The organism is Pseudomonadota bacterium (assembly GCA_038533575.1).
Classification (GTDB): Bacteria; Pseudomonadota; Alphaproteobacteria; order Rhodobacterales; family Rhodobacteraceae; genus Shimia_B.
This window is the reverse complement of sequence record JBCAYL010000001.1, coordinates 918,432-940,662: the sequence shown is the minus strand read 5'-3', so window position 1 is coordinate 940,662 and position 22,231 is coordinate 918,432. Positions and strand designations below refer to the sequence as shown.

Genomic DNA, 22,231 nt, shown 5'->3' with positions numbered 1-22,231 from the left:
TCTGGAAAACCCGCCTTCCAGCGCTCGAAGGGCTGTGTCACGGTGCAGGCACCGACCAAGGATTTCCCATGACCGCCCGCATTTTCATTCTCGATGGCCATCCCGGCCCCACGTCCCTCTCTCGCGATGCGCTGGAGCGATATGCAGTGGCTGCGAGGGCGGCAGGGCACGAGGTGCGCCTGTGTCATCTCCACGATCTCGACTTTGATCCCGACCGGGGAAAAGCGGGATACAGCAAGGCGAAGCCGCTCGAGCCCGCGCTCGAGGAGGCGCTCGCCAATCTCGAATGGTGCACGCATTTCACGCTGGGCTTTCCCATGTGGTGGGGCGCGATGCCCGCCAAGCTCAAGGGCTGGATGGACCGGGTGCTCGTCAATGGCCGCGTCTTCACCACGCAAGAGAAGACCCCCATGGGCTTCCCGAAGCCGCTTCTCACCGGGCGCACCGCGCGCGTTCTGATCACATCCGACACGCCGCGCTTCTACATGCGTCTCGGCCACGGGGACGCGATCCACCGCCAGCTCCGCGGGCAGATCCTCGGCTTCGTGGGCTTCAAACCGGTGAAGATCAGCTTCTTCGCGCCGGCGTCCCAACCCACGGAGCGCGCGGTGGACGGGCTCTTCACCAAGATGGAGAAACTGGGGCGCGCGGCGGCCTAGGCACTCTGGGCGAAAAATAGGCGAATGGTCATGTTTGCGGCAGCAAGTGCCGCCCTTGCCCTTGCGAACGCCCAGGATACGCGCCTTACTCCCCCGGAATCAGAACACTTGGGGAGATACCATGCTCAGACAGCTATTCACTGCCGCCGCGCTCGTGGCCGGCACCTCCGCCCTTGCGGGCGGGCACGCCACCGAGATGCCCTTCGCGCTCGACTGGAAATTCGAAGGCCCGTCCGCGCCCTATTTCAAGGCCATCGACGAGGGCTTCTTTGAGGAGGCGGGCCTCGCCGTGGAAATCTCCGCGGGCCAAGGCTCGCTCGACGCGATCCCGAAGGTCGCCACCGGCGCCTTCCCCATCGGCTTTGCCGATATCAACAGCCTCATCAAGTTCCTCGATCAGAACCCGGGCGCGCCGGTCACGGCGGTCATGATGGTCTATGACAAGCCGCCCTTCGCAGTGGTGGGCCGCAAATCGCTCGGCGTGAGCGAGCCGAAGGATCTCGAAGGCCGGGTGCTTGGCGCGCCGCCGCCCGATGGCGCTTGGGCACAATTCCCGGCCTTTGCGTCGGCCAATGACCTCGACGTCGATGCGATCACGGTGGAGCCCGTGGGCTTCCCCACACGCGAGCCTATGCTGGCCGAGGGCAATGTCGCCGCGATCACTGGCTTCTCGTTCTCGAGCTATCTCAACCTCGTGCGCCTCGGCGTGCCGGAGGACGATATCTCCACCATCCTCATGGCCGATCACGGGCTCGATCTCTACGGCAACGCGATCATCGTGAACACGGACTTCGCCGCCGAGAACGGTGAACTCGTCACCGGCTTCCTTGGCGCGGTCGCCAAGGGCTGGGCCGCGGCCATCGCTGATCCGGAGGCCGCCGTGGCGAGCCTGATCGAGCGCAACCCGGCCGCCGATGCCGCGCTCGAGACGCGCCGCCTGCAGCTCTCCATCGACGCCAACGTGGCCACCGACTACGCCATGGCCAACGGCATGGGCGGGATCGACGCCGCGCGCTTTGCCTCCGCCATCGAGCAGATCAAGGAGACCTACGAGTTCCAGAACGATCCGACGCCGGAGCTCTATTTCGACGCCTCCTTCCTGCCCGACGCCTCCATGCGGATGCTGAAATAGGCGTCGCTGGAAGCTGAAAGAAACGCATGTCCCGGGCTTGACCCGGGACCTCTTCCTCGGTGCTCTAGAAGGGGGAGCCCCCGGGTCGTGGCCCGGGGCGTGTTGCGCGAGAGGCAAAGACCATGACCAACCTCATCGAGATCAAGGGCGTCACCCACGCCTACCAGACGAAGGCAGGCCCCCTGCCCGTCCTCGAGCGTCTCGACATCGCAGTGCCCGAGGGCGCGTTCTGCGCGGTCGTAGGCCCATCTGGCTGCGGGAAATCCACGCTCACGCGCCTCGTGGCCGGGCTCATGAAGCCCGATGAGGGCGAGGTCTGGCTCCATGGCGAGCGGGTCACCTCGCCCCGTTCCACCGTCGGCATGGCCTTCCAGAACCCGGTGCTGCTCGAATGGCGCACCATCCTCGACAACGTGATCCTGCCGCTCGAGATCGTCCCCAACAAGATGAGCCGCGCCGAAAAGGAGGCGCGCGCGCGGGAGCTTCTGGCGCTCGTCGGCCTCACCGGCTTCGAGGACAAGCGCCCGAGCGAGCTCTCCGGCGGCATGCGCCAGCGCGCCTCGCTCTGCCGCGCCATCGTGCACAAGCCCGAAGTCCTCATCATGGACGAGCCTTTCGGCGCTTTGGACGCCTTCACCCGCGAAGACCTCTGGCAGACGATGCATGCGCTCCGCGCCGAGGAGCCCTTCACCGGCGTCCTCATCACGCACGACCTCCGCGAGTCGATCTACCTCGCCGATGAGGTCATCGTCCTCTCCGGCCGCCCCGCCACGACACAATTCACGATGGACACACGGCTCGGCGGGCGCACCGATATAGACATGCTCTACACCCCCGAGGCGGGCCAGATGCTCCACGATCTCCGCGAGCAGATCGAGATCGCCCAGGGCCGCAAGACCGAGCCCAGCGGCGCCCTCGACGCCGCCGTTACAAGCGCTGCCGCGGAATAGGACACCTCCGATGAACGACACGCTCAAGCAATGGCTCGTGCCCACGACGGCGATCTTGATCTTTCTCCTGCTCTGGGAGCTCCTCGTCTGGGCCAACGGCTGGCCGAACTACAAGATGGCCTCGCCTTCGGATATCGGGCCCGCCTTCGTGAAGTTCTGGCCGCTTTTCGTCGAATACAGCTGGGACACTCTCTGGCGGACGGTCGTGGGCCTCGTCGTGGCCGTCATCGTGGGCACCGGCATCGGCGTTCTCATGGGCTTCTCGAAAACCATGCGGGACGCGCTCTATCCCCTCCTCGTGGGCTTCAACGCGGTGCCGAAGGCGACCGTCGTGCCCGTCATCGCGCTCCTCTTCGTGGGCCAGCACGATTTCAACACCGTGCTTATCGCCTTCATGATCTCGTTCTTCCCGATCGCGGTGGCCGTCTCCATCGGGCTCTCGACGCTCGAGCCTGAATACCGCGACATCCTGAAATCGCTGGGCGCCTCGAACCTCACCATCTTCTGGAAGATCGCCCTCCCCAAAACTCTGCCTGAGTTCTTCGGCGCGCTGAAGGTCGCCGTCACCCTCGCCTTCATCGGTACGAACCTCATGGAGATCGTGGAGCCCCATGGCCGCGGCCTCGGTCACCTCTTCGACAGTGGGAAGATCAACGCCGACTACCCGCTCATGTTCGCGGTCCTCATCGCGCTCGCCGCGCTCGGCATCCTTCTCTTCTACGTCGTCGTCGTGCTCGAAAAGATCTTCGCCGGCTGGGCCGAGCGCTCCCCCAGCTATTGAGTGACGCCATGCGCCGCGCGCGGTAGCCTCGCACCGACGCACAGGAGGAAGAGCGCCATGACGCGCCCCACGATGCGCAAGGCGGCGCGCCCCGAGACGCTCGATGGCATGCGCGCGGCCATGCAGAACCTCACCACCGAGGCTGGCCGCAGCAACGCCGCCGCGTTTCGTCCACGACCCAGCGACATCATCATCGCGCCCCACGCCAAGTCCGGCACCACCTGGATGCAGCAGATCGTCCATGGCCTGCGCACCGGGGGCGCCATGGACTTCACTGAGATCACGGAGGTCATCCCCTGGATCGAGCTTGCCCACGACATGGGCGTGGACCTCGAGGCCGAGCAGGCCGCCCACCCCCGCGCGTTCAAATCCCACTTCGCTTGGGACAATGTGCCCAAGGGCGGCCGCTACATCATCGTCTTTCGCGACCCCGCCGATGTCATCGTCTCCTTCCACCGCTTCCTCGAGGGGTGGGCCTTCGAGCCCGGCAGCATCGCGCTCGACGACTTCGCGGAGGGCTTCATCAGCTCCGACCGCTGGCACCGGCACGCCGCCTCCTGGTGGCGGCAGCATGGGCGCGACGATGTCCTCTTCTTCACATACGAGCGGATGAAGCGGGAGCTGCCCGCCGTGGTGCAGGCGGTGGCAGACTTCCTCGACCCCGCCATCGGACGCGAAACGCGGGAGATCGCGCTCCGCCAGGCCTCCCTCGATTTCATGAAGCGCCACGGGCGGCAGTTCGACGATCACCTCGTCCGCGCCGCGCGGGACGCGGCCTGCGGCCTGCCCGAGGACGGAGAGGCGAGCAAGCTCGGCCGCGGCGTGGCGGGCCGTGGCGCGCGGCTCCTCTCCGCGCCCATGCGCGCCAAGCTCGCGTCGCGGTGGGAGGCCACCATGGGCGCAGAGTTCGGCTTTGCCGATTACGCCGCCTTCGCGGCAGCCGTGGACGCCCTGCCGCACCCGTCGCTCAAAAATCCGGCAAAGCCCGCGCCCGATCAGCCGCGATAACCGCCCACGGTTGACCCGGGATCAAAACCGACGACCTTAACAAAGGCAGCCAGACATGGAGCCCGGCCATGGCCCTCGACTCCTCACAACCAGCACCGTCCCATCCCGTCACCATCCCCGGCCTCACCTACGAGCCCGGGCTCTGGCAGAGCTACCGCATCGCGCGGCGCAACGTCCTCGAGCTCATCCCCGAGCGTGTCTACCACGAGCCGGTGCTCACCGGCGGCTCGCGCCCCGGCTGGATCATGCTCACCGATCCCGCCGCCCTCGAGCGTGTCCTCAAGACACGCCTCGCCGCCTACCCGAAAAACGCGATCCTCAAGCGGCTCATGAGCCCGCGGCAGGGCACCAACCTCATCATCTCCGAGGGCGAGAGCGCGAAGAAACAGCGCCGCGTCTTCGCCCCCGTCTTCGCCGCGCGGGCCCTCGAGACCGCCAGCGAGGTCATGACCGACGCCGCCCGCACCATGCATGGCCGCATCGCCGCCAAGCGTGACGGCGACGCGCCACTCGATGTCTTCCCGGAGATGCAATCGGCCACCTGCGATATCATCTGCGATCTCGTGCTGTCGGGCCGTGAGACGGTGGACCGCGAGGCGCTGCGTCGGTCCGTGGATGGCTTCGTCGCGTCGCAAGGCCGCATCTCGCTCTTCGATATTCTAGGGGTGCCCAACAGGATCCCCCGCCCCTACGAGCTCACAGACCGATCCCGCCGCCGGATGGATGCCATGGCCGACGCTGTCATCGCGGCGCGGGTGGCGCGGGGCCCGTCGGACCCGCCCGACCTCCTCGATCTCATGCTCGCGGGCGACACGAAGACGGGCGAGGCGCTGGACCCGCTCTCGATCCGCAACAACCTCTTGGGCTTTCTCTTCGCCGGGCACGAAACGACGGCGCTCGCCCTCACCTGGGCGCTCTACCTCCTCGCCTTCGACCCGCGCATCCAGGCCCGCACGCGGGCGGAGGTCCTTGCCGCGCTGGGCGACCGCGACGTGGCCGAACACGGCGACCTAGCGGCGCTCCCCCTCGTGGGCCGGGTCATCGACGAGGCGCTGCGCCTCTACGCGCCCGCGGGCTTTCTCACGCGCGTGGCGCTCGAGGACGACGAGCTTGCCGGCCAGCCCGTGCGCGCGGGCATGACCGTGATCCTGCCCATCCACGCCATGCACCGCCATAGCCTCCTCTGGGACGAGCCCGACGCCTTCGACCCGGACCGTTTCCTGCCAGAGCGGAAGGAGGGGCGGCACCGCTACGCCTACCTCCCCTTCGGCGGCGGGCAGCGCGTCTGCATCGGGGCCGCGCTCGCGCTTCAGGAGGCCAAGATCTTGCTCGCCTCGTTCCTCGCGCGCTACCGCGTCGGCCTGCCCGCGGGCTTCGTCCCGAAGCCGCAGATGTGGTTTACCCTGCGCCCGGCGGACGGCATGTGGCTCACGCTGACCGAAGACCGCTGAGACCGGCAGAGATGACTGGAAGGTAAGCAATCACGGTGGCTTGCGGGGAGATGTTCATCTCCTGACCCGTGCACCCGCTGCATACGCCTTGGAGACGCCCCGTGCAGGGGTTCTGTCCCACTGATGACCCGGCTTCGAGAAGTGTTGACGACCCCCACGGCGGGGCGTATCCCGCCTTTCAGCGCGGGTATGGTGAAAAGGTATCACGCGAGCTTCCCAAGCTTAAGTTACGGGTTCGATTCCCGTTACCCGCTCCACTTACACCCCTTCAACGATGGTGATATTGGCGATGCCCGCATCCACGCGGTGGGCCCGCGCAGCCTGGTATTCCGGCGAACGGTAGCAGGCAAGCGCCGTCTCGAGATCGGGGAATTCGATGACCACGTTGCGCGCGTGATCCGCGCCTTCGAGCGCCTCGTAGCGCCCGCCCCGCGCCAAGATGTTTGCGCCATACTTTTCAAAAGCTTGCGCCGTGCCCTTCGCGTAAAGCGCGTAGGGTTCGGGGTCCGTCACGGTGACATGGGCGATCCAGTAGGCCTTGGGCATCATTCTCTCCCGGAGCTTCGCACGCCCCGGACCTGATCCGGGGCCTCCACCTCCAAGGCAGAGGCCCCGGGTCGATGCCCGGGGCGTGTCGTGTTTAGTTCAGCGCTGCGTCGGTGATGACGGAGGTCCAGGCCCCCTCGGGCGCTGCGGTGATCACCGGGTCAGACCCGCCGGCGAGGAGCGTGTCCACCGTGCGCTGGTAATCGGCCGGATCGAGCGCGCCGTTGGAGCCCGCGGTGAGCTTGGCCACCTCGCCCATCATGCGAAGCTGGTGCTGCTCCGTCTGCGCACCGGTCTGATCGTAATCGAGCACGATCATCGCGGCCTCCTCCGGGTTTGCCTCGGCCCACTTCCAGCCTTCCATGGAGGCGGCGACGAAGCGGGTCATCTTGTCGACGAAAGCAGGGTCTTCGAGGTTTTCCTCGAGGACGTAGATCCCGTCTTCGAGCGTGGCCACGCCCTGCTCCTCATAGCGGAAGGTGACGAGCTCGTCGGGGCTCACGCCCGCGTCGATCACCTGCCAGTACTCGTTGTAGGTCATGGTGGAGATGCAGTCCGCCTGACGCTGCAGGAGCGGGTCCACGTTGAAGCCCTGCTTGAGCACCGTCACGCCATCCTCACCGCCATCGGTGGGGATGCCCTCCTGGCTCATCCAGCTCAGGAACGGGTACTCGTTGCCGAAGAACCAGACGCCGATGGTGCGGCCCTTGAAGTCCTGCGGGCCGGTGATCCCGGTGTCTTTCCAGCAGGTGAGCATGAGGCCCGAGCTCTTGAAGGGCTGGGCGATATTGACCACCGGAAGCCCCCGCTCCCGTGCGGCAAGCGCCGATGGCATCCAGTTGAGCATCGCGTCGGCCCCACCGCCTGCGAGCACCTGCGGCGGCGCGATATCGGGCCCGCCCGGCAGGATCGTCACGTCGAGATCGGCGGCGTCGTAATAGCCGTTTTCGAGCGCCACGTAGTAGCCCGCGAATTGCGCCTGCGTGACCCACTGAAGCTGCAAACGCACCTCGTCTGCGGCCATGGCCCCACCGGCCATGAGCGCCAACGCGGAAGCAGCGAGCGTTGTCTTGATTTTCATGTTAGTCTCCTCTGTCAGGTTCTTTGTGACGGGTGCCAGAAGGTCACCCTCTTTTCGATGAGGGCGATGGCCCCGTAGAGCGCGGAGCCCGCCATGGCGGCCACCGCAATTTCTGCCCAGACGAGGTCGATGGACAAGGAGCCGACCCCGGTTGAGATGCGAAAGCCCATCCCACGGGTGGGAGAGCCGAAATATTCAGCAACGATGGCCCCGATCAGGGCCAGTGTAGCTGCGATCTTGAGCCCGTTGAAAACAAAGGGAAGTGCCGCGGGAAGGCGCAGCTTGATGAGGCTTTGCGTGTAGCCCGCAGCATAGGTGCGCATGAGGTCCCGCGCCTGCGCGTCGGTCTCGCGCAGGCCCTGTACCGCGTTCACGAGGATGGGGAAGAACACCATCACCACGACGACCGCCGCCTTCGATTGCCAATCGAAACCGAACCAACTCACGAGGATGGGCGCGATCCCGACTATGGGGAGCGCGGCCACGAAATTCCCGATGGGGAGGAGGCCCCGGGTGAGGAACGCGGAGCGGTCGATGGCCACGGCCGTGAGGAAGGCTGCGAGCGCGCCGATAACGTAGCCGCGCAGCGCACCCTTGAGCACGGTCTGCTCGAAATCCTGCCAGAGGAGATCAGTGGAGGCGGCGAAGGTCTCGGCCACCTGCGTCGGCGCGGGCAGGATCACCGGCGAGACCTCGAAGGCCCGCACCACCCCTTCCCAGAGGACGAGGATCGTGATCCCGAAGAGGACCGGCACGAAGATCCGCACGGAAAGCGAGGCGCGGAAGCGCCCGTTCGCGAGCCAGATATTGGCACCCCAGGCCAGGGCCCAGAAGATGAGCGCGCCGATGAGCCAGCTCATGGCCGCATCCCCATCCGGCTCAGCGTCACGCGCTGGACCACGTCAAGCAATGTCACGAGCACGCCCGCGAGGATCGCGGCGGCAAAGAGGGCGGACCAGATCGCGAGCGGCGTCCCGAACTGATCCCCGATGAGGATGCGCGCGCCGAGCCCGCTGATCGCCCCGGTGGGCAGCTCGCCCACGATGGTGCCCACGAGCGCCGCCGCGATCCCCACCTTGAGCGAGGTGAAAAGGAAGGGCACCGAAGACGGCAGGCGGAGCTTCAGAAAGCTTTGCAGCCCCGTGGCGCTATAGGTCTTCAAGAGATCGAGCTGCGAGAGCGACGGCGCGCGCAGCCCCGCCACCATCCCGACCAGCACCGGGAAGTAGCATAGGTAGGCGGAGATGATCGCCTTCGGCACGCCGCGCCCTTCAATGCCCACCTGGTTGGACAGGACGATGATCATGGGCGCCAGCGCCACGATGGGCACCGTCTGGGAGATGATCGCCCAGGGCAAGAGGCTCATCTGCGCCACGCGGGAATAGACGATGGCGATGGCCCCCACGATCCCAAGCGTGGTGCCGAGGAGGAAGCCCCAGAGCGTCGAGCGCAGCGTGATCCAGCCGTGGTAGATGAGCGAACGCCGGGAGAAGGCGCGCCCGCGTTCGACCATGGCGCCGGTCGTGTTCCAGAGCTCGCCCGCCACCTGCGTGGGCGTCGGCAGCCGCGGACGGTCCAGCGTGTAGCCCGCCGCGATGTGGGAGGGATTGTCGGCCATGAGCCGCCACACGCTCACCTCGCGGCGTGGCAGCGCGCCCTCGGGGATGACCTCCGCCCCGCCCCGCTCGGCCATGTCGAGCGCCACGCGGATGTTCATGGGCGCGACAGAGGCCCACCAGACGCCCACGATGACGAGGAGCACGGTGAGGACAGGCAGGACCGATCTCATGCCCGCCACTCCATGCGCAGCTCCGGCACGCCGTCGCCACGCCCCTCTTCCTTGCGCTCCACCATGACGAAGCCCTCCCGCAGGTAGAAGCGCTGCGCATCCTTGTTGGGCTCATGGGTCCAGAGTTGGATCCAGTCCCGCCCCTCCTTCACGCGGTCCACGAGCGCCTTGCCCGCGCCGCGACCGGGCGTGGCCGTGTAGAGCCCCCCGATGAGGCATTCGTCCTGCTTGAAGGAGAGGTATCCCGCCACCGGATCACCAATGACCCAGAATTCCCGTGCGGGGATGCCCTCGGCCAGGATCTCGGTGAGTTTCTCCAGCGTCGGCTGCTCCGCGTTCATCCAGTCGAGCCCGCCGAGCCAGCCATGGACGATGGCCGCACAGGCCGGCGCATCCTCCGGTGTGGCGCGCCGCACGTCACTCATAGCTGTGCCCTGCGCGCAGGCCCTCGCGCACCCGGTGCGCCACTTCGAGGAATTCCGGCGTGTCGCGGATATCGAGGGGGCGCTCCGCGGGCAGCGGGCTTTCGATCACATCGGTCACGCGCCCCGGCCGCGGCGACATCACCACGATCTTCGTCGAAAGATAGACCGCCTCCGGGATCGAATGGGTGACGAAGCCAATTGTCTTCTCCGTCTTCGCCCAAAGCGCGAGCAGCTGCTCGTTCAGGTGATCGCGCACGATCTCGTCGAGCGCGCCAAAAGGCTCGTCCATCAACAGGATATCGGCGTCGAAGGCGAGCGCCCGCGCGATCGAGGCGCGTTGCTGCATTCCGCCCGAAAGCTGCCAGGGGTATTTCTTCTCGAACCCTGCAAGATCAACGAGTTCCAGCGTCTTCTTCACGCGGTCAGCCTGGTCTGATTTGCTGTATCCCATGATCTCCAGCGGCAGCCGGATGTTGCCCCCGATCGTGCGCCACGGGTAAAGCCCCGCCGCCTGGAACACATAGCCATAGGCGCGCGCCAGACGCGCCTCCTCGGGGCTGACGCCGTTGACAGTGATACTGCCGCCGGTGGGATGCTCGAGGTCCGCGATGACGCGCAAGAAGGTGGTCTTGCCGCAGCCCGACGGCCCGATAAAGCTCACGAACTCGCCCTTGCCGATATCGAGGGAGACGTCGCTGAGCGCATGAACGGGGCCGTCATTCGTCTCGAAGGTGAGCGACAGGTCCTGCGCGGAGATCACGGCGCTCATGCGGGGGCCCTCACCGCGTCGAGCGCCGCGTCGATCTCTGCCACGATTGCTGGCGCAAGCGGCTGGAGCGGGCGCGGCAGCGGCGCCCTGCCATGGCCCATGAGCTCGAGCATATGCGGCAGCACGCGGATCCCGCCATGGGCGCGGAAGAGCGCCCAGAGAGGCTCGAGAGCGCCATGGCGGGCGGCGAGCTCTGCCGTGCCGCGCGGGCTCCAAATGCCGAGGCAAAGCTCTGGCAACGCACCCGCGATGACGGAGTACCACGCATCCGCCCGCGCGCCGAGCGGCGCGTCGATGAGCGCGTCACCCGAATAACCAAGCACGAAGTCGTCGTGCGTCGCGCCCCTCAGCCGAGTGATTTGCTCATCCATTCCAGTGGCCTGCGCGGGGTTCTTCACCGCCCTCACCCGCTTGTTTCGCGCGAGGCGCACCACGAGATCCTCGGACATGGAGAAATGCGTGGTCGTGGGATTGTTGTAGAGGCAAAGCGGCAGACCACTCGCCGCCGTGACGTCTGCCACGAGCGCGGCGAAGTCAGCCTCGGTCAGTGGCAGATAGGAGACGGGCGCAAGCAGCGCTGCCGCAGCCCCTGCCTCTTCGGCGGCCCGCGCATGGGCGAGGACGTCCGACGTCCTCAGCGCGCCGATGCCCGCGAGGACGGGCGTGCTGCCCGCGGCCTCCACCGATGCCGCGAGGGCCCGCGCCCGCTCGCGGGCCGTGAGATACATGTAGCTGCCCGTGGAGCCGAGGACGCCGATGCTGTCCACATCCGTGGCCGCAAGGCGCGCCACGAGGCGGCCGAGGTGATCGGTGTCGACCACCCCGTCGTCATCCATGGGCGTGAGCGTAAAAGCCGATAGTCCTGAGAGCATGAGTCGTCCGTTACACCCCTGTCGCCGGGATGCCGGAGCGCGCGACCGGTGTGGGCGCGGTGAGCTCTTTCCATTGACTCAAGGCCTTGTTCACCGTCCCGTTGGGTGGGCGCGAGACGAATTTACCGTGGCCTTCTTGCGTGCGCATTTCGCCGTCATGGACGGCCACGTGCCCACGGGTGAGCGTGAAACGCGGCAGGCCCTTCACCTGATGCCCCTCGAAGACGTTGTAATCGATCGCCGATTGCTGCGTGCCGGCGGCGATGGTCTTCTCCTTCTCCGGATCCCAGACGACGAGATCCGCATCCGCGCCGACGAGCACCGCGCCCTTTTTCGGATAGCAATTCAGGATCTTGGCGATGTTCGTTGAAGTCACCGCGACGAACTCGTTGGGCGTGAGGCGGCCGGTGGCGACGCCGTGGGTCCAGAGCATGGGGAGCCTGTCCTCGAGCCCGCCCGTGCCGTTGGGGATCTTGGAGAAATCGCCCACGCCCGTGCGCTTCTGCTCGGTGGTGAAGGCGCAATGGTCTGTCGCTACGACGCTCAATGAGCCCGACATAAGGCCCGCCCAGAGGCTCTCTTGGTGCTTCTTGTTCCGGAAGGGCGGCGACATCACGCGGCGCGCGGCGTGGTCCCAATCGGGGTGGAAATACTCGGTTTCATCAAGCGTCAGGTGCTGGATGAGCGGCTCGCCCCAGACGCGCTTGCCGTTCTGCTTGGCGCGCCGGATCGCCTCGTGCGCCTCCTCGCAAGAGACATGGACGACATAGAGCGGCACGCCGGCCATGTCCGCGATCATGATCGCGCGGTTCGTGGCCTCGCCCTCCACCTGGGACGGCCGCGAATAGGCGTGGGCCTCCGGGCCCGTATTGCCCTCGGCGAGGAGCTTTGCCGTCATCTCCGCCACCACATCCCCGTTCTCGGCGTGGACCATGGCGGTGGCGCCGAGCTCGGAGAGTCGCTGGAAGGACGAGTAGAGCTCATCGTCATTGACCATGAGCGCGCCCTTGTAGGCGAGGAAGTGCTTAAACGTATTGATTCCGCGGTCTTGGACGACGCCCTTCATGTCTTCAAAGACCTGCTCACCCCACCATGTCACGGCCATGTGGAAGGAGTAGTCGCAATTCGCGCGGGTGGACTTGTTGTCCCAGCGTTTCAAGGCATCGAAGAGGCTCTCGCCCTGGTTCGGCAGGCAGAAGTCTACGACCATCGTGGTGCCGCCCGCCAGCCCCGCCCGCGTGCCGCTCTCGAAGTCGTCGGAGCTGTAGGTCCCCATGAACGGCATCTCGAGATGCACATGGGGGTCGATCCCGCCGGGCATGATGTAGCAGCCGGTGGCGTCGAGCGTCTCATCGCCTTTGAGATCAGGCCCGATCTCCGTGATGACCCCGCCCTCGATGGCGATATCGGCCTTGTAGGTGAGGTCCGCCGTGACGACGGTCCCGTTCTTGATGATGGTGGTGGTCATTTTGAATCCCCTAAATCCGCGACCTCCGAAAGGTGCGCGGCCTCAATTTCAATATGAATGTGGCTTTTCACGAGTTCTTTCACCCGGTCTAGCGTGCGGAGGGTGGCCTCTTTATTTTCAGACGCGTTCGGCGAAAAAAGCACCAAGAAAAGAAGCTTGGAGCGAGAACGCTTCTTGGGTGACAGGGCCATTGCGAAGCTATCTGAAAAATCTGCTAGGGCAAGAATAGACGCCTCGGAAATTTCAGTGGTATTCATATAGACCACCTCAATTCCCAGAGCGCTTTCTTCTCCCTCCGAGAAAGCGTCAATTAGAACAGACCCCTCTTTTCCTTGCACTTTAGCCTCGAGGAGGAAATCGATGTCGTACCGAGTCGAATACAAATCGATCAAGCGTGCACGCAACCGCTCAAAGGAATGGCGTTCGATTGCGTCCTCATTCTCATTCAGTTCCTCCACAAACGTTTCGCCGCATTGATCTTCCAATCGAAGAATGGAATTTGGCGACAATTGGAACATTTTGTCGGAACCTGCGCTGGAAATTATTGACTGATCAAACATCTTACGGGCTTCCATTACGGAAGCGGGCTTTACTTGTGCCATAAAATTTTCCTCATCCTGATAATCGCTTGGCGCGTATAAAACCTGATGCTTCAACCATAAGGTCAGGAAGAAGAGCGAGACGAGAAAAACGGGAAATAGCATAACAAACCAAACAAACAATTGCTGAGTCTCATCGCTTAAACTTGGCAAGGCAATTACGGAACTTGTTTCTGCCAATGCTGCGAACACAGCAATTACAGTAAGTGGATTCTTGACATGCGCGTTGGTCCATTTGCTAAGCTCACTCACTCCACGATCTCCGCCGTCTCAAGCACCGCGTGGAGGAGCACATCCGTCCCCGCCTGCGCCCATTCCTTGCTGATCTCTTCGGCCTCGTTGTGGCTGAGGCCATCCACGCAGGGGCACATGATCATGGCCGTCGGCGCCACGTCGTTGATCCAGCACGCGTCATGGCCCGCGCCGCTCACGATATCCATGTGAGAATAGCCCATGCCTTCCGCGGCTTGGCGGACGGCGTTCACGCAGCCTTCGTCGAAGGCGGGCGGGTCGAACTGGCCGACGATCTCGCAGGAGAACTCCACGCCGATCTCTTCGCAGAGCTTCGGGGCGCGCTCCATGAACTCGGCGACCATGGCGTTGAGCTTGTCGAGGAGATGCGTGCGCATGTCGACGGTGAAGACCACCTTGCCCGGGATGATGTTGCGCGAATTGGGGTAGACGTCGATATGGCCGATGGCGCCCACGGCGTTCGGCTGGTTCTTCATGGCGATTTCGTGGACGAGCTCGGTGATCAGCGCCAGACCACGCCCGGCATTCTTGCGCATGTGCATGGGGGTGGAGCCGGTATGGCTTTCCTTCCCCGTCACCGTGCATTCGATCCAGCGCAGGCCCTGACCGTGGGTGACGACGCCGATATCCTTGCCCTCGGCCTCGAGGATCGGGCCCTGTTCGATGTGGAGCTCGAACATCGCGTGCATCTTGCGCGCGCCCACCTCCTCATCGCCCACCCAGCCGATGCGCTTGAGCTCGTCGCCAAAGACCTTGCCCTCGGCATCCTTGCGGGAATAGGCGAAATCCTGGCTGTGCTTGCCCGCGAAGACGCCGGAGGAGAGCATGGCGGGGGCGAAGCGTGTCCCCTCTTCGTTCGTCCAGTTCGTCAGCACGATCGGGTGCTTTGTCCGCACATCCATGTCGTTGAGGGTCCGGATCGCCTCGAGCCCTCCGAGGACGCCGAGCACCCCGTCATACTTCCCGCCCGTGGGCTGGGTATCGAGATGCGAGCCCATGTAGACCGGCAGCGCGTCCGGGTCCGCGCCCGCGCGCGTGGCGAACATGTTGCCCATCGTATCGACGCCCATGGTCATCCCCGCCTCCTCGCACCAGCGCTGGAAGAGCGAGCGGCCCTCGGCATCGGCATCCGTCAGCGTCTGGCGGTTGTTGCCGCCCGCCACGCCCGGCCCGATCTTGGCCATCTCCATGAGACTGTCCCAGAGCCTGTCTGGATCGATGCGGAGGTTCTTGCCGTGCTCCATGGGTCAGGTCTCCTTCGGCGGGGTCAGCAGGTTGCGATACATCGGCAGGAGGAACGCCTCTGCATCGGCATAGAGAGAGGGCAGCTTCTGCGGGCTCAGCCCCGCAATCTGCGCCTCGAAATCGGCGTAGTGCTGGGTCGTGGCCCAGATGGAATACATCAGGTGAAAGGGATCGCGCGTGGCGAGGCGACCGGCATCCATCCAGCGCTGAATGAGCACGATCTTGGCGTGAAAGACCTCGCTCAAGGGATCGAAGATCGCCTCTGATCCCCTTGGAATACCTTGTAAAATCTCACCGGCAAAGAGCCGGCTCTCGCGCGGGAACTTGCGGGACATCTCGAGCTTTCGCGAGATGTAGGCACAGATCTCGTCCACCGGGTCGTCGGTGTCGCTCAGCATCTGGAGCGGCCCGAGCCAGAGCGACATCGTCCGGCGCAGGAGCTCCTTGTAGAGCGCGTCCTTGTCGCTGAAGTAGTAGAGCATGGCCGGCGTGGACATGCCCGCGGCCTCTGCCACCTGGTTGATCGACGCCCCCTTGAAGCCATGCGCGGAAAAGACGTCGAGCGCGGCGGCGATGATCTCCTCTGTCCGCTCGCGCTGGATCCGCGTGGGTCTCTTTGGGGGCGGCGCTTCGATCATGCGCAGGCCGGGATCACGGTCTTGCCGTATTCGGCGATGATGTTCTCCTCGTCCCCGTTATCGAGGTAGATGTTGAACTGCGTGACCCCCACGCTCTCGAGCGTCTTGATCTTGGCGATGTGGTCGTCGGGCGTGCCGAGGACGGCGAAGCCATCGATGATCTCGTCAGTGATGAAGTCGAGATAGGGGTTATCGGACTGGCCGTGCTTCGAGTAATCGTAGCCTTTCCTGTCCTTGATGTAGGCGGTGAGGCTCTCGGGGATGTCCTCGCGGTCGGTCCCGTATTTCTCGACGATGTCGGCCACGTGGTTGCCCACCATGGCCGGGAACCAGCGTGTGGCCTCGCGGCAGGCCTCCATATCGCCGAAATAGGCGGGGGCCGCGGACATGATCTTGTAGTCCGACATGTCGCGCCCGTGCTTCTTGCCCGCCTCCACGGCCTGGTCGCCCAGCCATTTGCAGATGGCGGGCTCGGCGATCTGGAGGATGAGGCCGTCGCCCATGCGGCCCGCGCTGTCGAGGGCCTTGGGCCCATAAGCGGCCACCCAGACAGGCAGCTCGTAGCCCGTGGCCCACGGGAACTGGATCGGGTTCGGCACGTCGCCATACTGCCGCTCCTCGCCGCGCACGAGGCCTTTCACCACGTCGATGAACTCGTCCATTTTCGCGAGCAGCGCGGGCTTCCTGCCCATGACGCGCACGGCGCTGTCGCCGCGGCCCACGCCGATGTCGAAGCGGCCCCCCGATTGCAGCGCGAGGCTGCCGAAGAGCGACGCCGCGTGGGACCATTCCCGCGTGTTCGGGTTCGTCACACAGGGGCCGAAGCGCATGGTCTTCGTGTGCTCCATGCACATGGCCATGGCCGGGAAGCTTTCGCGCCAGAGGATGTGGCTGTCATAGAACCAGCAATAGGTGAAGCCCGCCTCTTCGGCCTGTGCCACCAGCTTGCGCGCGCGGTCGGGCTCCATGAAGCCTTTGAAAGTGATGCCAAATTCCATGGGTGCGCTCCTTTACGTACCGGGGGCCCAGATGCGGATGCCGGCATGGGAGAACGGCACCTGCTTGGAGATGTTGATGCGGATGAGAATGGGAGTGATCGCCTCGATGCAGCGCGCGGCCTCCGCGTCGCCGGCATTGTAGGCGGTGACGCCGAGCTTTTCGCAGAGCGCCATGACCTTCTTTCTTGGCTCGAGCCCGTTGCCGCAGACGAGGACATCGCAGTTGATGGCGGCTTCGAGGTCATTGAGCGTGTGGGCCGAGACGTTGTGCAGCGCGCCCATGACCGGAATGCCAGGCCCGAGGATCGCCTGCGCGGCCTCGGTGGCGGAGCCTTCAGGCGGCATGTCGACCTTCTTCGGGTCGCCGTCCTTCAGGGGCACCACGATGTCGACGAGGATCTTGCCCGCGAGCTTGTCCTTGATGGCCGCGAGCGTCGCGTTGTGGCCGGCCCATGGCACGGCGAGGATGACCATCTCCTCGGCGGCGGCCACGGCCTCCTCGTTGCCCATGCCCGTGATCTCAGCCGCACCGGGCACCTTGGCGGCGAGGTCCGAGGCGGTCTCGGCGGCGCGCGTGGCATCCCGCGAGCCCAGCACCACCGGCACGCCCGCCTTGGCAAAGCGCAGCGCGAGGCCCTTTCCCTGGGGGCCGGTGCCGCCGAGTATGGCAATCGTCATCGAAAAACGTCCTCCGTTTGGGCGCGCAGGATGTCGCGCGCGCTCGTCTTGTCCTTGCGCGGCCAGTGAAGGCCGCGGAGCCGCACCACGGGCGTCTTCGCCGCCTTTGCGACGACGAGGCCCGACGCCGCCGCGATCTCGTCGCTCAGCGCTGGCTCCGTGACGCGGAGCGCCCGGCCCCAGGCGTCCACGCCGCCGATGTCAGATGTCGTGGCGGGCACGCGGTGAAGCCCGATGGCCACGTTGACCTGCCCCACGCGCCACGGCCGCCCGAACGTGTCGGTGATCACCACGCCGATCTCCACGCCGAAGCGATCCTCGAGGGCCTTGCCGATGCGCCGTGCGCTGGCGTCCGGGTCATCGGGGAGCGTGATCACGGTGCCCTCGCCCACATTCGATTCGTCCACCGCCGCATTGGCGGAAATGAAGCCCAGCTTGTGCTCGGCGATGATCGTCCCCTCGTCCTGCTCAGGCCGCTTCCAGGCGCGGACGACGCGGGTCGATTGGGCGAGCACCACCTCGACCTTCGCGGGGTTCTTCGCGAGCTCCGTGGCGAGCTCTCGCGCCTTGGGTGACGGCGCCACTGTGGCGAGGTCGATGACGTTGCCCTCGGCCTTGGAGACGACCTTGTGCGCGATGGCGAGGACATCACCCGCTTCCAGCCCACCATGGACTTCCAGTACGTCGCCGAGGAGCCCGGAGAGGTCATCCCCCGGCTCGATATCCGGGAGCCCCGGGATCGCCGTGATCTCGAGCCTCACAGCGCAGCCTCCAAGGCAGGGACGATGGCGCGGGCGCGGGCGAGACCCTCGCTCGTGTCGATGTCAAAGCTCAGGCTGCGCAACGGCAGCACGGCGCAGGAGAGACCCCGCCGCGCGGCCTCGCGTCCATGGGCCTCGGCAGAGCCCGGCCCGTAATGAAAGGCGAGTGCGTCGGGCGGCGTGACCGCAAGCGCGTTCGTCCCGCCATCCTCGGAGGGGCAGATCACCACCTCTGCCTGGGCGTCGAGGAGCCGCGCTACGTCGCTCACAAGAGGCGCCGCGAGATCGGCGGGGATGAGGCAGATCCGGTCGAAACCGCGCGCCGCGGCCCAGGCTCCGGCTGCCGTCGCCGCGCCGGAGAGCGTGGCCTCCGCCCCCTCCGCGATCACGGTCACCGCCGCCGCCTCCGCCAGCGCCCAGATGCGGCTGCTCCCCGTCACGACCACGAGCTCGGCCCCGTGGGCCATCGCCACCGGCCGCAGGAATGCGAGGGTCCGCGCGAAGAGGGCCTCGGCGAGGCGCGCGCGCTGCGCGTCACTTAAGGATCCGGCGAGCCGTGTCTTTGCCTCAGCGGGGTCCTTCATGGGGACGGCGATGAGCGTGTTCGTCATTCCGCGGCCTCCCGCTCCCGCCTGACCGCGGCTTGGGAGAGGATCTCTCGCGCGAGCCGCGCTTTGTTCTCTGCGTCGGGAATGAGGATGTCGGTGACCACCGGGCGCGGGCCCGTCTCGGCCACGGCATCGGCCAGCCCGGCGTCTGCTGTGTCGATGAAGAGCGTGTCGGCCAATTCGGCATAGCATTCGGCCACGCCGACGACATCGGCGCGCATGCCGAGGGCGGTCATCATCCGGTCCGCCGGGCCTTTCACCACGCGGCCCGCGATGAGCGGCGACACGGCGAGGACCGGCGCGACCGCGCCCTGCACCGCCGCGGCAATCCCCGGGATGCCGAGGATGGGCTGAATGCTCACGAGCGGATTGGAGGGCGCGATGACGATGACGTCCGCCGCCTCGATGGCCTCGAGTGCCCCGGGCGCGGGTGTCGCGGTGCCGAGCCCCTCGATCCGAAGCGCCGTCACCTCGGGCGCGCAACGCTCCCGCACGAAATACTCCTGGAAGCTCAGCCAGCCCTCCGCCGTCTCCACCCGCGTCTGCACGCGGTCATCGGTGGGCAGCACGATCCGTGGCCCGATCCCGAAGGCCTGCGCCATGTCGGCGGTGATGACCGAAGGCCGGTCCCCGCGCTTCAGGCGCTCCGTGCGGTAGATGTGGAGCCCGAAATCGCGATCCCCAAGAAACATCCACGTATCCGCCCCGAGTTCGCCCAGCGTGTCGAGCGCGCGGTGGCCCTCATCGGCGACACCCCAGCCCTGCGTCCGGTTGATGCGGCCCGAAAGCGTGTAGAGCATCGTATCGATATCGGGAGAGACCCAGAGGCCGTGGAAGTCATCGTCGTCGGCCACGTTGCCGATGATGGTGAGTTCGACGTCCGGCAGAGCGGCAAAGCCCTCCGCCATCTTGGCGCCGCCTACGCCGCCCGCGAGAAGCGTCACCTTCGTCATGGCGCCGGCTCCGGGAACATGGCGAGGAAATCGAGCGGATCGCGCGCCCGCGCCACGAGCGGCGCAAGCTCCGCGGGGTCATGGTCGTCATAGACGTCGATCACGTCGTAGACCGTGTTGCGGCGGACGGGTACACGCCCTGCCGCGCGGATCATCCGGCAAAGCTCGCTGGCGGTGATCTCCTGCCCGTGATCGGCGCCCGCGGCCCGCGAGATGCTTTCATTCATGAGCGTGCCGCCGAGATCATTGACACCGCGCGTGAGCATATCCTGCGCCCGCGCGGCGCCGAGCTTGGTCCAGCTCACCTGGATGTTGTCGATGAATCCGTGGAGCATGATGCGGCTCACCGCGTGCATGAGGTCCACCTCCTGGGCCGTGGGCCCGGGGCGCACGGTCTCGGGGCTCTGGGTGTAGAGCGGGCTCTCGGTGTGCACGAAGCTCAGCGGTACGAGCTCGGTGAAGCCGCCCGTGTCCCGCTGGATATCGCGGAGGCGCGCGATATGGGCGGCCCAGTGATGCGGCGCGTCCACGTGGCCGTACATGATCGTGGCCGTTGTCGGGATGCCCACGCCATGGGCAGTGCGGATGATCTCTTCCCAGGCATCGGCGCTCAGCTTGTCCCGCGTCAGCACCTGCCGCACCTCGGTGTCGAGGATCTCGGCGGCGGTGCCCGGCATGGAGCCGAGCCCGCAAGCCTTGAGATCAGCGAGAAACGCCGCATAGGGCATTTTCGATTTCCGCGCGCCGTACCAGATCTCGAAGGGCGAGAAGGCGTGGATATGCATCCCTGGGAGCCGCGCCTTGATCGCCAGAAGGATGTCGCGATAGGCGTGTCCCGGCAGCTTTGGATGGAGACCGCCCTGGATGCAGACCTCCGTGGCGCCGCGCGCCCAGGCCTCTTCAGCGCGTTGGGCGACCTCCTCCGGGCTCAGCCATTCGGCGCCGGCCTCGTCCTTGCGCCTGGCGAAGCCGCAAAACCGGCAGCCCATGTAGCAGACATTGGTGAAGTTGATGTTGCGGTTGACGACGAACGTCACGCGGTCGCCGTTGGCCGTCTGCCTGAGAGCGTCGGCGGTGGCGTAGATCGCCGCCCGGTCCGCGGCATCGGTCACGGAAAAGAGCTGCGTCCCCTCGGCCTCGGACACCTCGCGCCCGAGAAGCGCGCGGTTGAGCACGCGCCAGACCGGGCGCGACGCGCCCTCGAGGACCGCTTGCAGGTCCGCGGAGCGCCTGCGCTCGAAATCGCGTGGATTGGATCTCATGCCGCGCCCTCGAGCGCCTGGTGACGGGCAAGCCCGTCCTGCCGCGCCATGGACGCGATCCGCCGCCGCAGCGCGGGATCGAGATACGGTGCGTCTCCGGCCACGTAACGGGGATAGACGCTGAGCCGCTCCTCGAGCGCAAACCCGGCGGCATCGCAGCTATCGGCGAGCGCGCGCAATTCCGGCCAGTCATGCTGCGGGTTGATGAAATCGATGGTCACGGGGCTGATCCCGCCCCAATCGTTTATCCCTGCGCCCAGGTAGGCCACGTGCCGCTTCGAGAGGTTGGGCGGCGCCTGCAGGCTGATCTCCGGGCTCAGGATGAGCCGGGCCGCGGCGATGGTGCGCAGCATGTCCGAAAGCGTGGGCTCCGGATGATGCTCCATGGCGATGCCGGGCTTGCGCTGGAAATTCTGGATGATCACTTCCTGGATGTGACCGTGGCGGCGGTGCGCGGCCTCGATGGCCTCGAGCGCTTCGAGCCGTTCTTCCCACGTCTCGCCGATGCCGATGAGGAGACCGGTCGTGAACGGCACCTTCCGCTCCCCGGCGCGCTCGAGCGTGCGCAGCCGCTGCACCGGGAGCTTGTCGGGGCAGGCATGGTGCGGGCCGCCCTCCCGGGCCAGACGGCGGCTCACCGTCTCGAGCATCATGCCCATGGAGGCCGATACCGGGCGCAGCTTCTCGAGCTCGGCATCTGTGAGCGTCCCGGCATTCACGTGCGGCAGAAGCGAGGTCTCGCGCAGCACGAGCGCGCACATCTCGGCGAGGTAATCCGTGATCGAGCTGTGGCCCTGTGCCGCGAGCGCCTCTCGCGCTTCCGCGTAGCGCTGCTCCGGCTTTTCTCCGAGCGAGAAGAGGAGCTCCTTGCAGCCGCTGCGCTCGCCCTTCCGGGCCTGGTGCAGCACCTGCTCGGGCGTAAGCAGCGCGGCGCGCGGGTCGGAGGGGTGCTTTACGAACGTGCAATACCCGCAGGTATCCCGGCACATATTCGTCAGCGGCACGAAGACCTTGCGGGAATAGGTCACGCGGCGGCCCCAAGTGGCGTCGCGCAGGTCCGCCGCGCGGCTCATGAGCGCTTCGGTTGTCAGCGATGTCACGTCCTGAGCGGCAGTGCTTGCGGTCACGGGCCACCTCCCTGCCTTGAGCGTGGTCGGCGAGCCGCCGCGTGGTCAAGGAAAATTTTACTAGCTGCTCGAAAACGCACGGACGGCCACGGCCGATGTTTCTGGCGCGCGCAGTCGCGCGTCACCGCGCCTGTATTCCTGCCGCGCTCTTGGGCACTTGGCGAACCGCACCGCCCGAC

The 22,231-nt window shown here is 66.0% G+C and carries 24 protein-coding genes and 1 tRNA gene; 7 read left to right on the top strand and 18 right to left on the bottom strand.

Annotated features, from left to right (window positions below; genetic code table 11):
* The first annotated feature begins 68 nt into the window (after positions 1 to 68).
* The 7 genes from AAFM92_04865 to AAFM92_04835 all read left to right on the top strand — a co-directional run bounded on the left by AAFM92_04865 (position 69) and on the right by AAFM92_04835 (position 6,238).
* Entirely contained in the window at positions 69 to 659 is a 591-nt protein-coding gene (locus tag AAFM92_04865) for an NAD(P)H-dependent oxidoreductase (protein ID MEL7299696.1), read from the top strand.
* 121 nt (positions 660 to 780) lie between these two features.
* Positions 781 to 1,791 (top strand): ABC transporter substrate-binding protein, encoded by a 1,011-nt coding sequence (locus tag AAFM92_04860; GenBank protein MEL7299695.1) that lies wholly within the window; start codon positions 781 to 783, stop codon positions 1,789 to 1,791.
* Between the two features lie 122 nt (positions 1,792 to 1,913).
* A complete protein-coding gene (locus tag AAFM92_04855) occupies positions 1,914 to 2,741 on the top strand; it encodes an ABC transporter ATP-binding protein (protein ID MEL7299694.1) in 828 nt (275 codons plus the stop codon).
* Positions 2,742 to 2,751: 10 nt separating this feature from the next.
* Positions 2,752 to 3,522 (top strand): ABC transporter permease subunit, encoded by a 771-nt coding sequence (locus AAFM92_04850; GenBank protein MEL7299693.1) that lies wholly within the window; start codon positions 2,752 to 2,754, stop codon positions 3,520 to 3,522.
* A gap of 57 nt (positions 3,523 to 3,579) precedes the next feature.
* Entirely contained in the window at positions 3,580 to 4,530 is a 951-nt protein-coding gene (locus AAFM92_04845) for a sulfotransferase domain-containing protein (GenBank protein ID MEL7299692.1), read from the top strand.
* 68 nt (positions 4,531 to 4,598) lie between these two features.
* On the top strand, positions 4,599 to 5,981 hold the full coding sequence (locus tag AAFM92_04840) for a cytochrome P450 (GenBank protein ID MEL7299691.1): 1,383 nt from the start codon (positions 4,599 to 4,601) through the stop codon (positions 5,979 to 5,981).
* A gap of 183 nt (positions 5,982 to 6,164) precedes the next feature.
* Positions 6,165 to 6,238 (top strand) — tRNA-Gly (locus tag AAFM92_04835).
* Position 6,239: 1 nt separating this feature from the next.
* Here the strand turns inward: AAFM92_04835 and AAFM92_04830 are convergent.
* The 18 genes from AAFM92_04830 to cofG all read right to left on the bottom strand — a co-directional run bounded on the left by AAFM92_04830 (position 6,240) and on the right by cofG (position 21,998).
* Complete coding sequence (locus AAFM92_04830) at positions 6,240 to 6,527, bottom strand: DUF1330 domain-containing protein (GenBank protein MEL7299690.1); 288 nt, start codon at positions 6,525 to 6,527, stop codon at positions 6,240 to 6,242.
* 94 nt (positions 6,528 to 6,621) lie between these two features.
* Complete coding sequence (locus AAFM92_04825) at positions 6,622 to 7,602, bottom strand: ABC transporter substrate-binding protein (GenBank protein ID MEL7299689.1); 981 nt, start codon at positions 7,600 to 7,602, stop codon at positions 6,622 to 6,624.
* 20 nt (positions 7,603 to 7,622) lie between these two features.
* Positions 7,623 to 8,468, bottom strand: coding sequence for an ABC transporter permease (locus AAFM92_04820; GenBank protein MEL7299688.1), 846 nt, complete (start codon positions 8,466 to 8,468; stop codon positions 7,623 to 7,625).
* A complete protein-coding gene (locus AAFM92_04815; GenBank protein ID MEL7299687.1) occupies positions 8,465 to 9,397 on the bottom strand; it encodes an ABC transporter permease subunit in 933 nt (310 codons plus the stop codon). Before AAFM92_04815 ends, AAFM92_04820 begins: the two co-directional genes overlap by 4 nt.
* Positions 9,394 to 9,822 (bottom strand): GNAT family N-acetyltransferase, encoded by a 429-nt coding sequence (locus tag AAFM92_04810; protein ID MEL7299686.1) that lies wholly within the window; start codon positions 9,820 to 9,822, stop codon positions 9,394 to 9,396. The genes AAFM92_04815 and AAFM92_04810 overlap by 4 nt, the downstream gene beginning before the upstream one ends.
* Positions 9,815 to 10,591 (bottom strand): ABC transporter ATP-binding protein, encoded by a 777-nt coding sequence (locus AAFM92_04805; protein ID MEL7299685.1) that lies wholly within the window; start codon positions 10,589 to 10,591, stop codon positions 9,815 to 9,817. Before AAFM92_04805 ends, AAFM92_04810 begins: the two co-directional genes overlap by 8 nt.
* Positions 10,588 to 11,427: a dihydrodipicolinate synthase family protein gene (locus AAFM92_04800; GenBank protein ID MEL7299684.1), complete on the bottom strand. Its 840-nt coding sequence runs from the start codon at positions 11,425 to 11,427 to the stop codon at positions 10,588 to 10,590. The genes AAFM92_04805 and AAFM92_04800 overlap by 4 nt, the downstream gene beginning before the upstream one ends.
* Positions 11,428 to 11,473: 46 nt before the next feature.
* Entirely contained in the window at positions 11,474 to 12,931 is a 1,458-nt protein-coding gene (gene hydA, locus AAFM92_04795) for a dihydropyrimidinase (GenBank protein ID MEL7299683.1), read from the bottom strand.
* Entirely contained in the window at positions 12,928 to 13,782 is an 855-nt protein-coding gene (locus AAFM92_04790) for a hypothetical protein (GenBank protein ID MEL7299682.1), read from the bottom strand. Before AAFM92_04790 ends, hydA begins: the two co-directional genes overlap by 4 nt.
* Positions 13,779 to 15,026 (bottom strand): Zn-dependent hydrolase, encoded by a 1,248-nt coding sequence (locus AAFM92_04785; protein MEL7299681.1) that lies wholly within the window; start codon positions 15,024 to 15,026, stop codon positions 13,779 to 13,781. The genes AAFM92_04790 and AAFM92_04785 overlap by 4 nt, the downstream gene beginning before the upstream one ends.
* 3 nt (positions 15,027 to 15,029) lie before the next feature.
* Positions 15,030 to 15,665, bottom strand: coding sequence for a TetR family transcriptional regulator C-terminal domain-containing protein (locus AAFM92_04780; protein ID MEL7299680.1), 636 nt, complete (start codon positions 15,663 to 15,665; stop codon positions 15,030 to 15,032).
* Positions 15,662 to 16,663 carry a TIGR03842 family LLM class F420-dependent oxidoreductase gene (locus AAFM92_04775; protein ID MEL7299679.1) on the bottom strand — a complete coding sequence of 334 codons (1,002 nt, stop codon included), beginning with the start codon at positions 16,661 to 16,663 and terminating at the stop codon, positions 15,662 to 15,664. The genes AAFM92_04780 and AAFM92_04775 overlap by 4 nt, the downstream gene beginning before the upstream one ends.
* A gap of 12 nt (positions 16,664 to 16,675) precedes the next feature.
* On the bottom strand, positions 16,676 to 17,341 hold the full coding sequence (gene npdG, locus AAFM92_04770) for an NADPH-dependent F420 reductase (protein ID MEL7299678.1): 666 nt from the start codon (positions 17,339 to 17,341) through the stop codon (positions 16,676 to 16,678).
* The gene (gene cofE, locus AAFM92_04765; GenBank protein ID MEL7299677.1) at positions 17,338 to 18,102 is read right to left on the bottom strand and encodes a coenzyme F420-0:L-glutamate ligase; all 765 of its coding nucleotides are present in this window, start codon (positions 18,100 to 18,102) and stop codon (positions 17,338 to 17,340) included. The genes npdG and cofE overlap by 4 nt, the downstream gene beginning before the upstream one ends.
* Positions 18,099 to 18,713 carry a 2-phospho-L-lactate guanylyltransferase gene (cofC, locus tag AAFM92_04760; protein ID MEL7299676.1) on the bottom strand — a complete coding sequence of 205 codons (615 nt, stop codon included), beginning with the start codon at positions 18,711 to 18,713 and terminating at the stop codon, positions 18,099 to 18,101. The genes cofE and cofC overlap by 4 nt, the downstream gene beginning before the upstream one ends.
* The gene (gene cofD / locus AAFM92_04755) at positions 18,710 to 19,663 is read right to left on the bottom strand and encodes a 2-phospho-L-lactate transferase (GenBank protein MEL7299675.1); all 954 of its coding nucleotides are present in this window, start codon (positions 19,661 to 19,663) and stop codon (positions 18,710 to 18,712) included. The genes cofC and cofD overlap by 4 nt, the downstream gene beginning before the upstream one ends.
* The gene (gene cofH, locus AAFM92_04750; GenBank protein MEL7299674.1) at positions 19,660 to 20,925 is read right to left on the bottom strand and encodes a 5-amino-6-(D-ribitylamino)uracil--L-tyrosine 4-hydroxyphenyl transferase CofH; all 1,266 of its coding nucleotides are present in this window, start codon (positions 20,923 to 20,925) and stop codon (positions 19,660 to 19,662) included. Before cofH ends, cofD begins: the two co-directional genes overlap by 4 nt.
* The gene (cofG, locus tag AAFM92_04745; protein ID MEL7299673.1) at positions 20,922 to 21,998 is read right to left on the bottom strand and encodes a 7,8-didemethyl-8-hydroxy-5-deazariboflavin synthase CofG; all 1,077 of its coding nucleotides are present in this window, start codon (positions 21,996 to 21,998) and stop codon (positions 20,922 to 20,924) included. The genes cofH and cofG overlap by 4 nt, the downstream gene beginning before the upstream one ends.
* Between the last annotated feature and the right edge of the window lie 233 nt (positions 21,999 to 22,231).

Excerpts from the sequence above, each read along its gene's own strand:
- AAFM92_04865 (MEL7299696.1), top strand. The coding sequence starts at position 69 with ATGACCGCCCGCATTTTCATTCTCGATGGCCATCCCGGCCCCACGTCC.
- AAFM92_04860 (MEL7299695.1), top strand. The coding sequence starts at position 781 with ATGCTCAGACAGCTATTCACTGCCGCCGCGCTCGTGGCCGGCACCTCC.
- AAFM92_04855 (MEL7299694.1), top strand. The coding sequence starts at position 1,914 with ATGACCAACCTCATCGAGATCAAGGGCGTCACCCACGCCTACCAGACG.
- AAFM92_04850 (MEL7299693.1), top strand. The coding sequence starts at position 2,752 with ATGAACGACACGCTCAAGCAATGGCTCGTGCCCACGACGGCGATCTTG.
- AAFM92_04845 (MEL7299692.1), top strand. The coding sequence starts at position 3,580 with ATGACGCGCCCCACGATGCGCAAGGCGGCGCGCCCCGAGACGCTCGAT.
- AAFM92_04840 (MEL7299691.1), top strand. The coding sequence starts at position 4,599 with ATGGCCCTCGACTCCTCACAACCAGCACCGTCCCATCCCGTCACCATC.
- AAFM92_04830 (MEL7299690.1), bottom strand. The coding sequence starts at position 6,527 with ATGCCCAAGGCCTACTGGATCGCCCATGTCACCGTGACGGACCCCGAA.
- AAFM92_04820 (MEL7299688.1), bottom strand. The coding sequence starts at position 8,468 with ATGAGCTGGCTCATCGGCGCGCTCATCTTCTGGGCCCTGGCCTGGGGT.
- AAFM92_04815 (MEL7299687.1), bottom strand. The coding sequence starts at position 9,397 with ATGAGATCGGTCCTGCCTGTCCTCACCGTGCTCCTCGTCATCGTGGGC.
- AAFM92_04810 (MEL7299686.1), bottom strand. The coding sequence starts at position 9,822 with ATGAGTGACGTGCGGCGCGCCACACCGGAGGATGCGCCGGCCTGTGCG.
- AAFM92_04805 (MEL7299685.1), bottom strand. The coding sequence starts at position 10,591 with ATGAGCGCCGTGATCTCCGCGCAGGACCTGTCGCTCACCTTCGAGACG.
- AAFM92_04800 (MEL7299684.1), bottom strand. The coding sequence starts at position 11,427 with ATGGATGACGACGGGGTGGTCGACACCGATCACCTCGGCCGCCTCGTG.
- hydA (MEL7299683.1), bottom strand. The coding sequence starts at position 12,931 with ATGACCACCACCATCATCAAGAACGGGACCGTCGTCACGGCGGACCTC.
- AAFM92_04785 (MEL7299681.1), bottom strand. The coding sequence starts at position 15,026 with ATGGAGCACGGCAAGAACCTCCGCATCGATCCAGACAGGCTCTGGGAC.
- AAFM92_04780 (MEL7299680.1), bottom strand. The coding sequence starts at position 15,665 with ATGATCGAAGCGCCGCCCCCAAAGAGACCCACGCGGATCCAGCGCGAG.
- AAFM92_04775 (MEL7299679.1), bottom strand. The coding sequence starts at position 16,663 with ATGGAATTTGGCATCACTTTCAAAGGCTTCATGGAGCCCGACCGCGCG.
- npdG (MEL7299678.1), bottom strand. The coding sequence starts at position 17,341 with ATGACGATTGCCATACTCGGCGGCACCGGCCCCCAGGGAAAGGGCCTC.
- cofC (MEL7299676.1), bottom strand. The coding sequence starts at position 18,713 with ATGACGAACACGCTCATCGCCGTCCCCATGAAGGACCCCGCTGAGGCA.
- cofD (MEL7299675.1), bottom strand. The coding sequence starts at position 19,663 with ATGACGAAGGTGACGCTTCTCGCGGGCGGCGTAGGCGGCGCCAAGATG.
- cofH (MEL7299674.1), bottom strand. The coding sequence starts at position 20,925 with ATGAGATCCAATCCACGCGATTTCGAGCGCAGGCGCTCCGCGGACCTG.
- cofG (MEL7299673.1), bottom strand. The coding sequence starts at position 21,998 with ATGAGCCGCGCGGCGGACCTGCGCGACGCCACTTGGGGCCGCCGCGTG.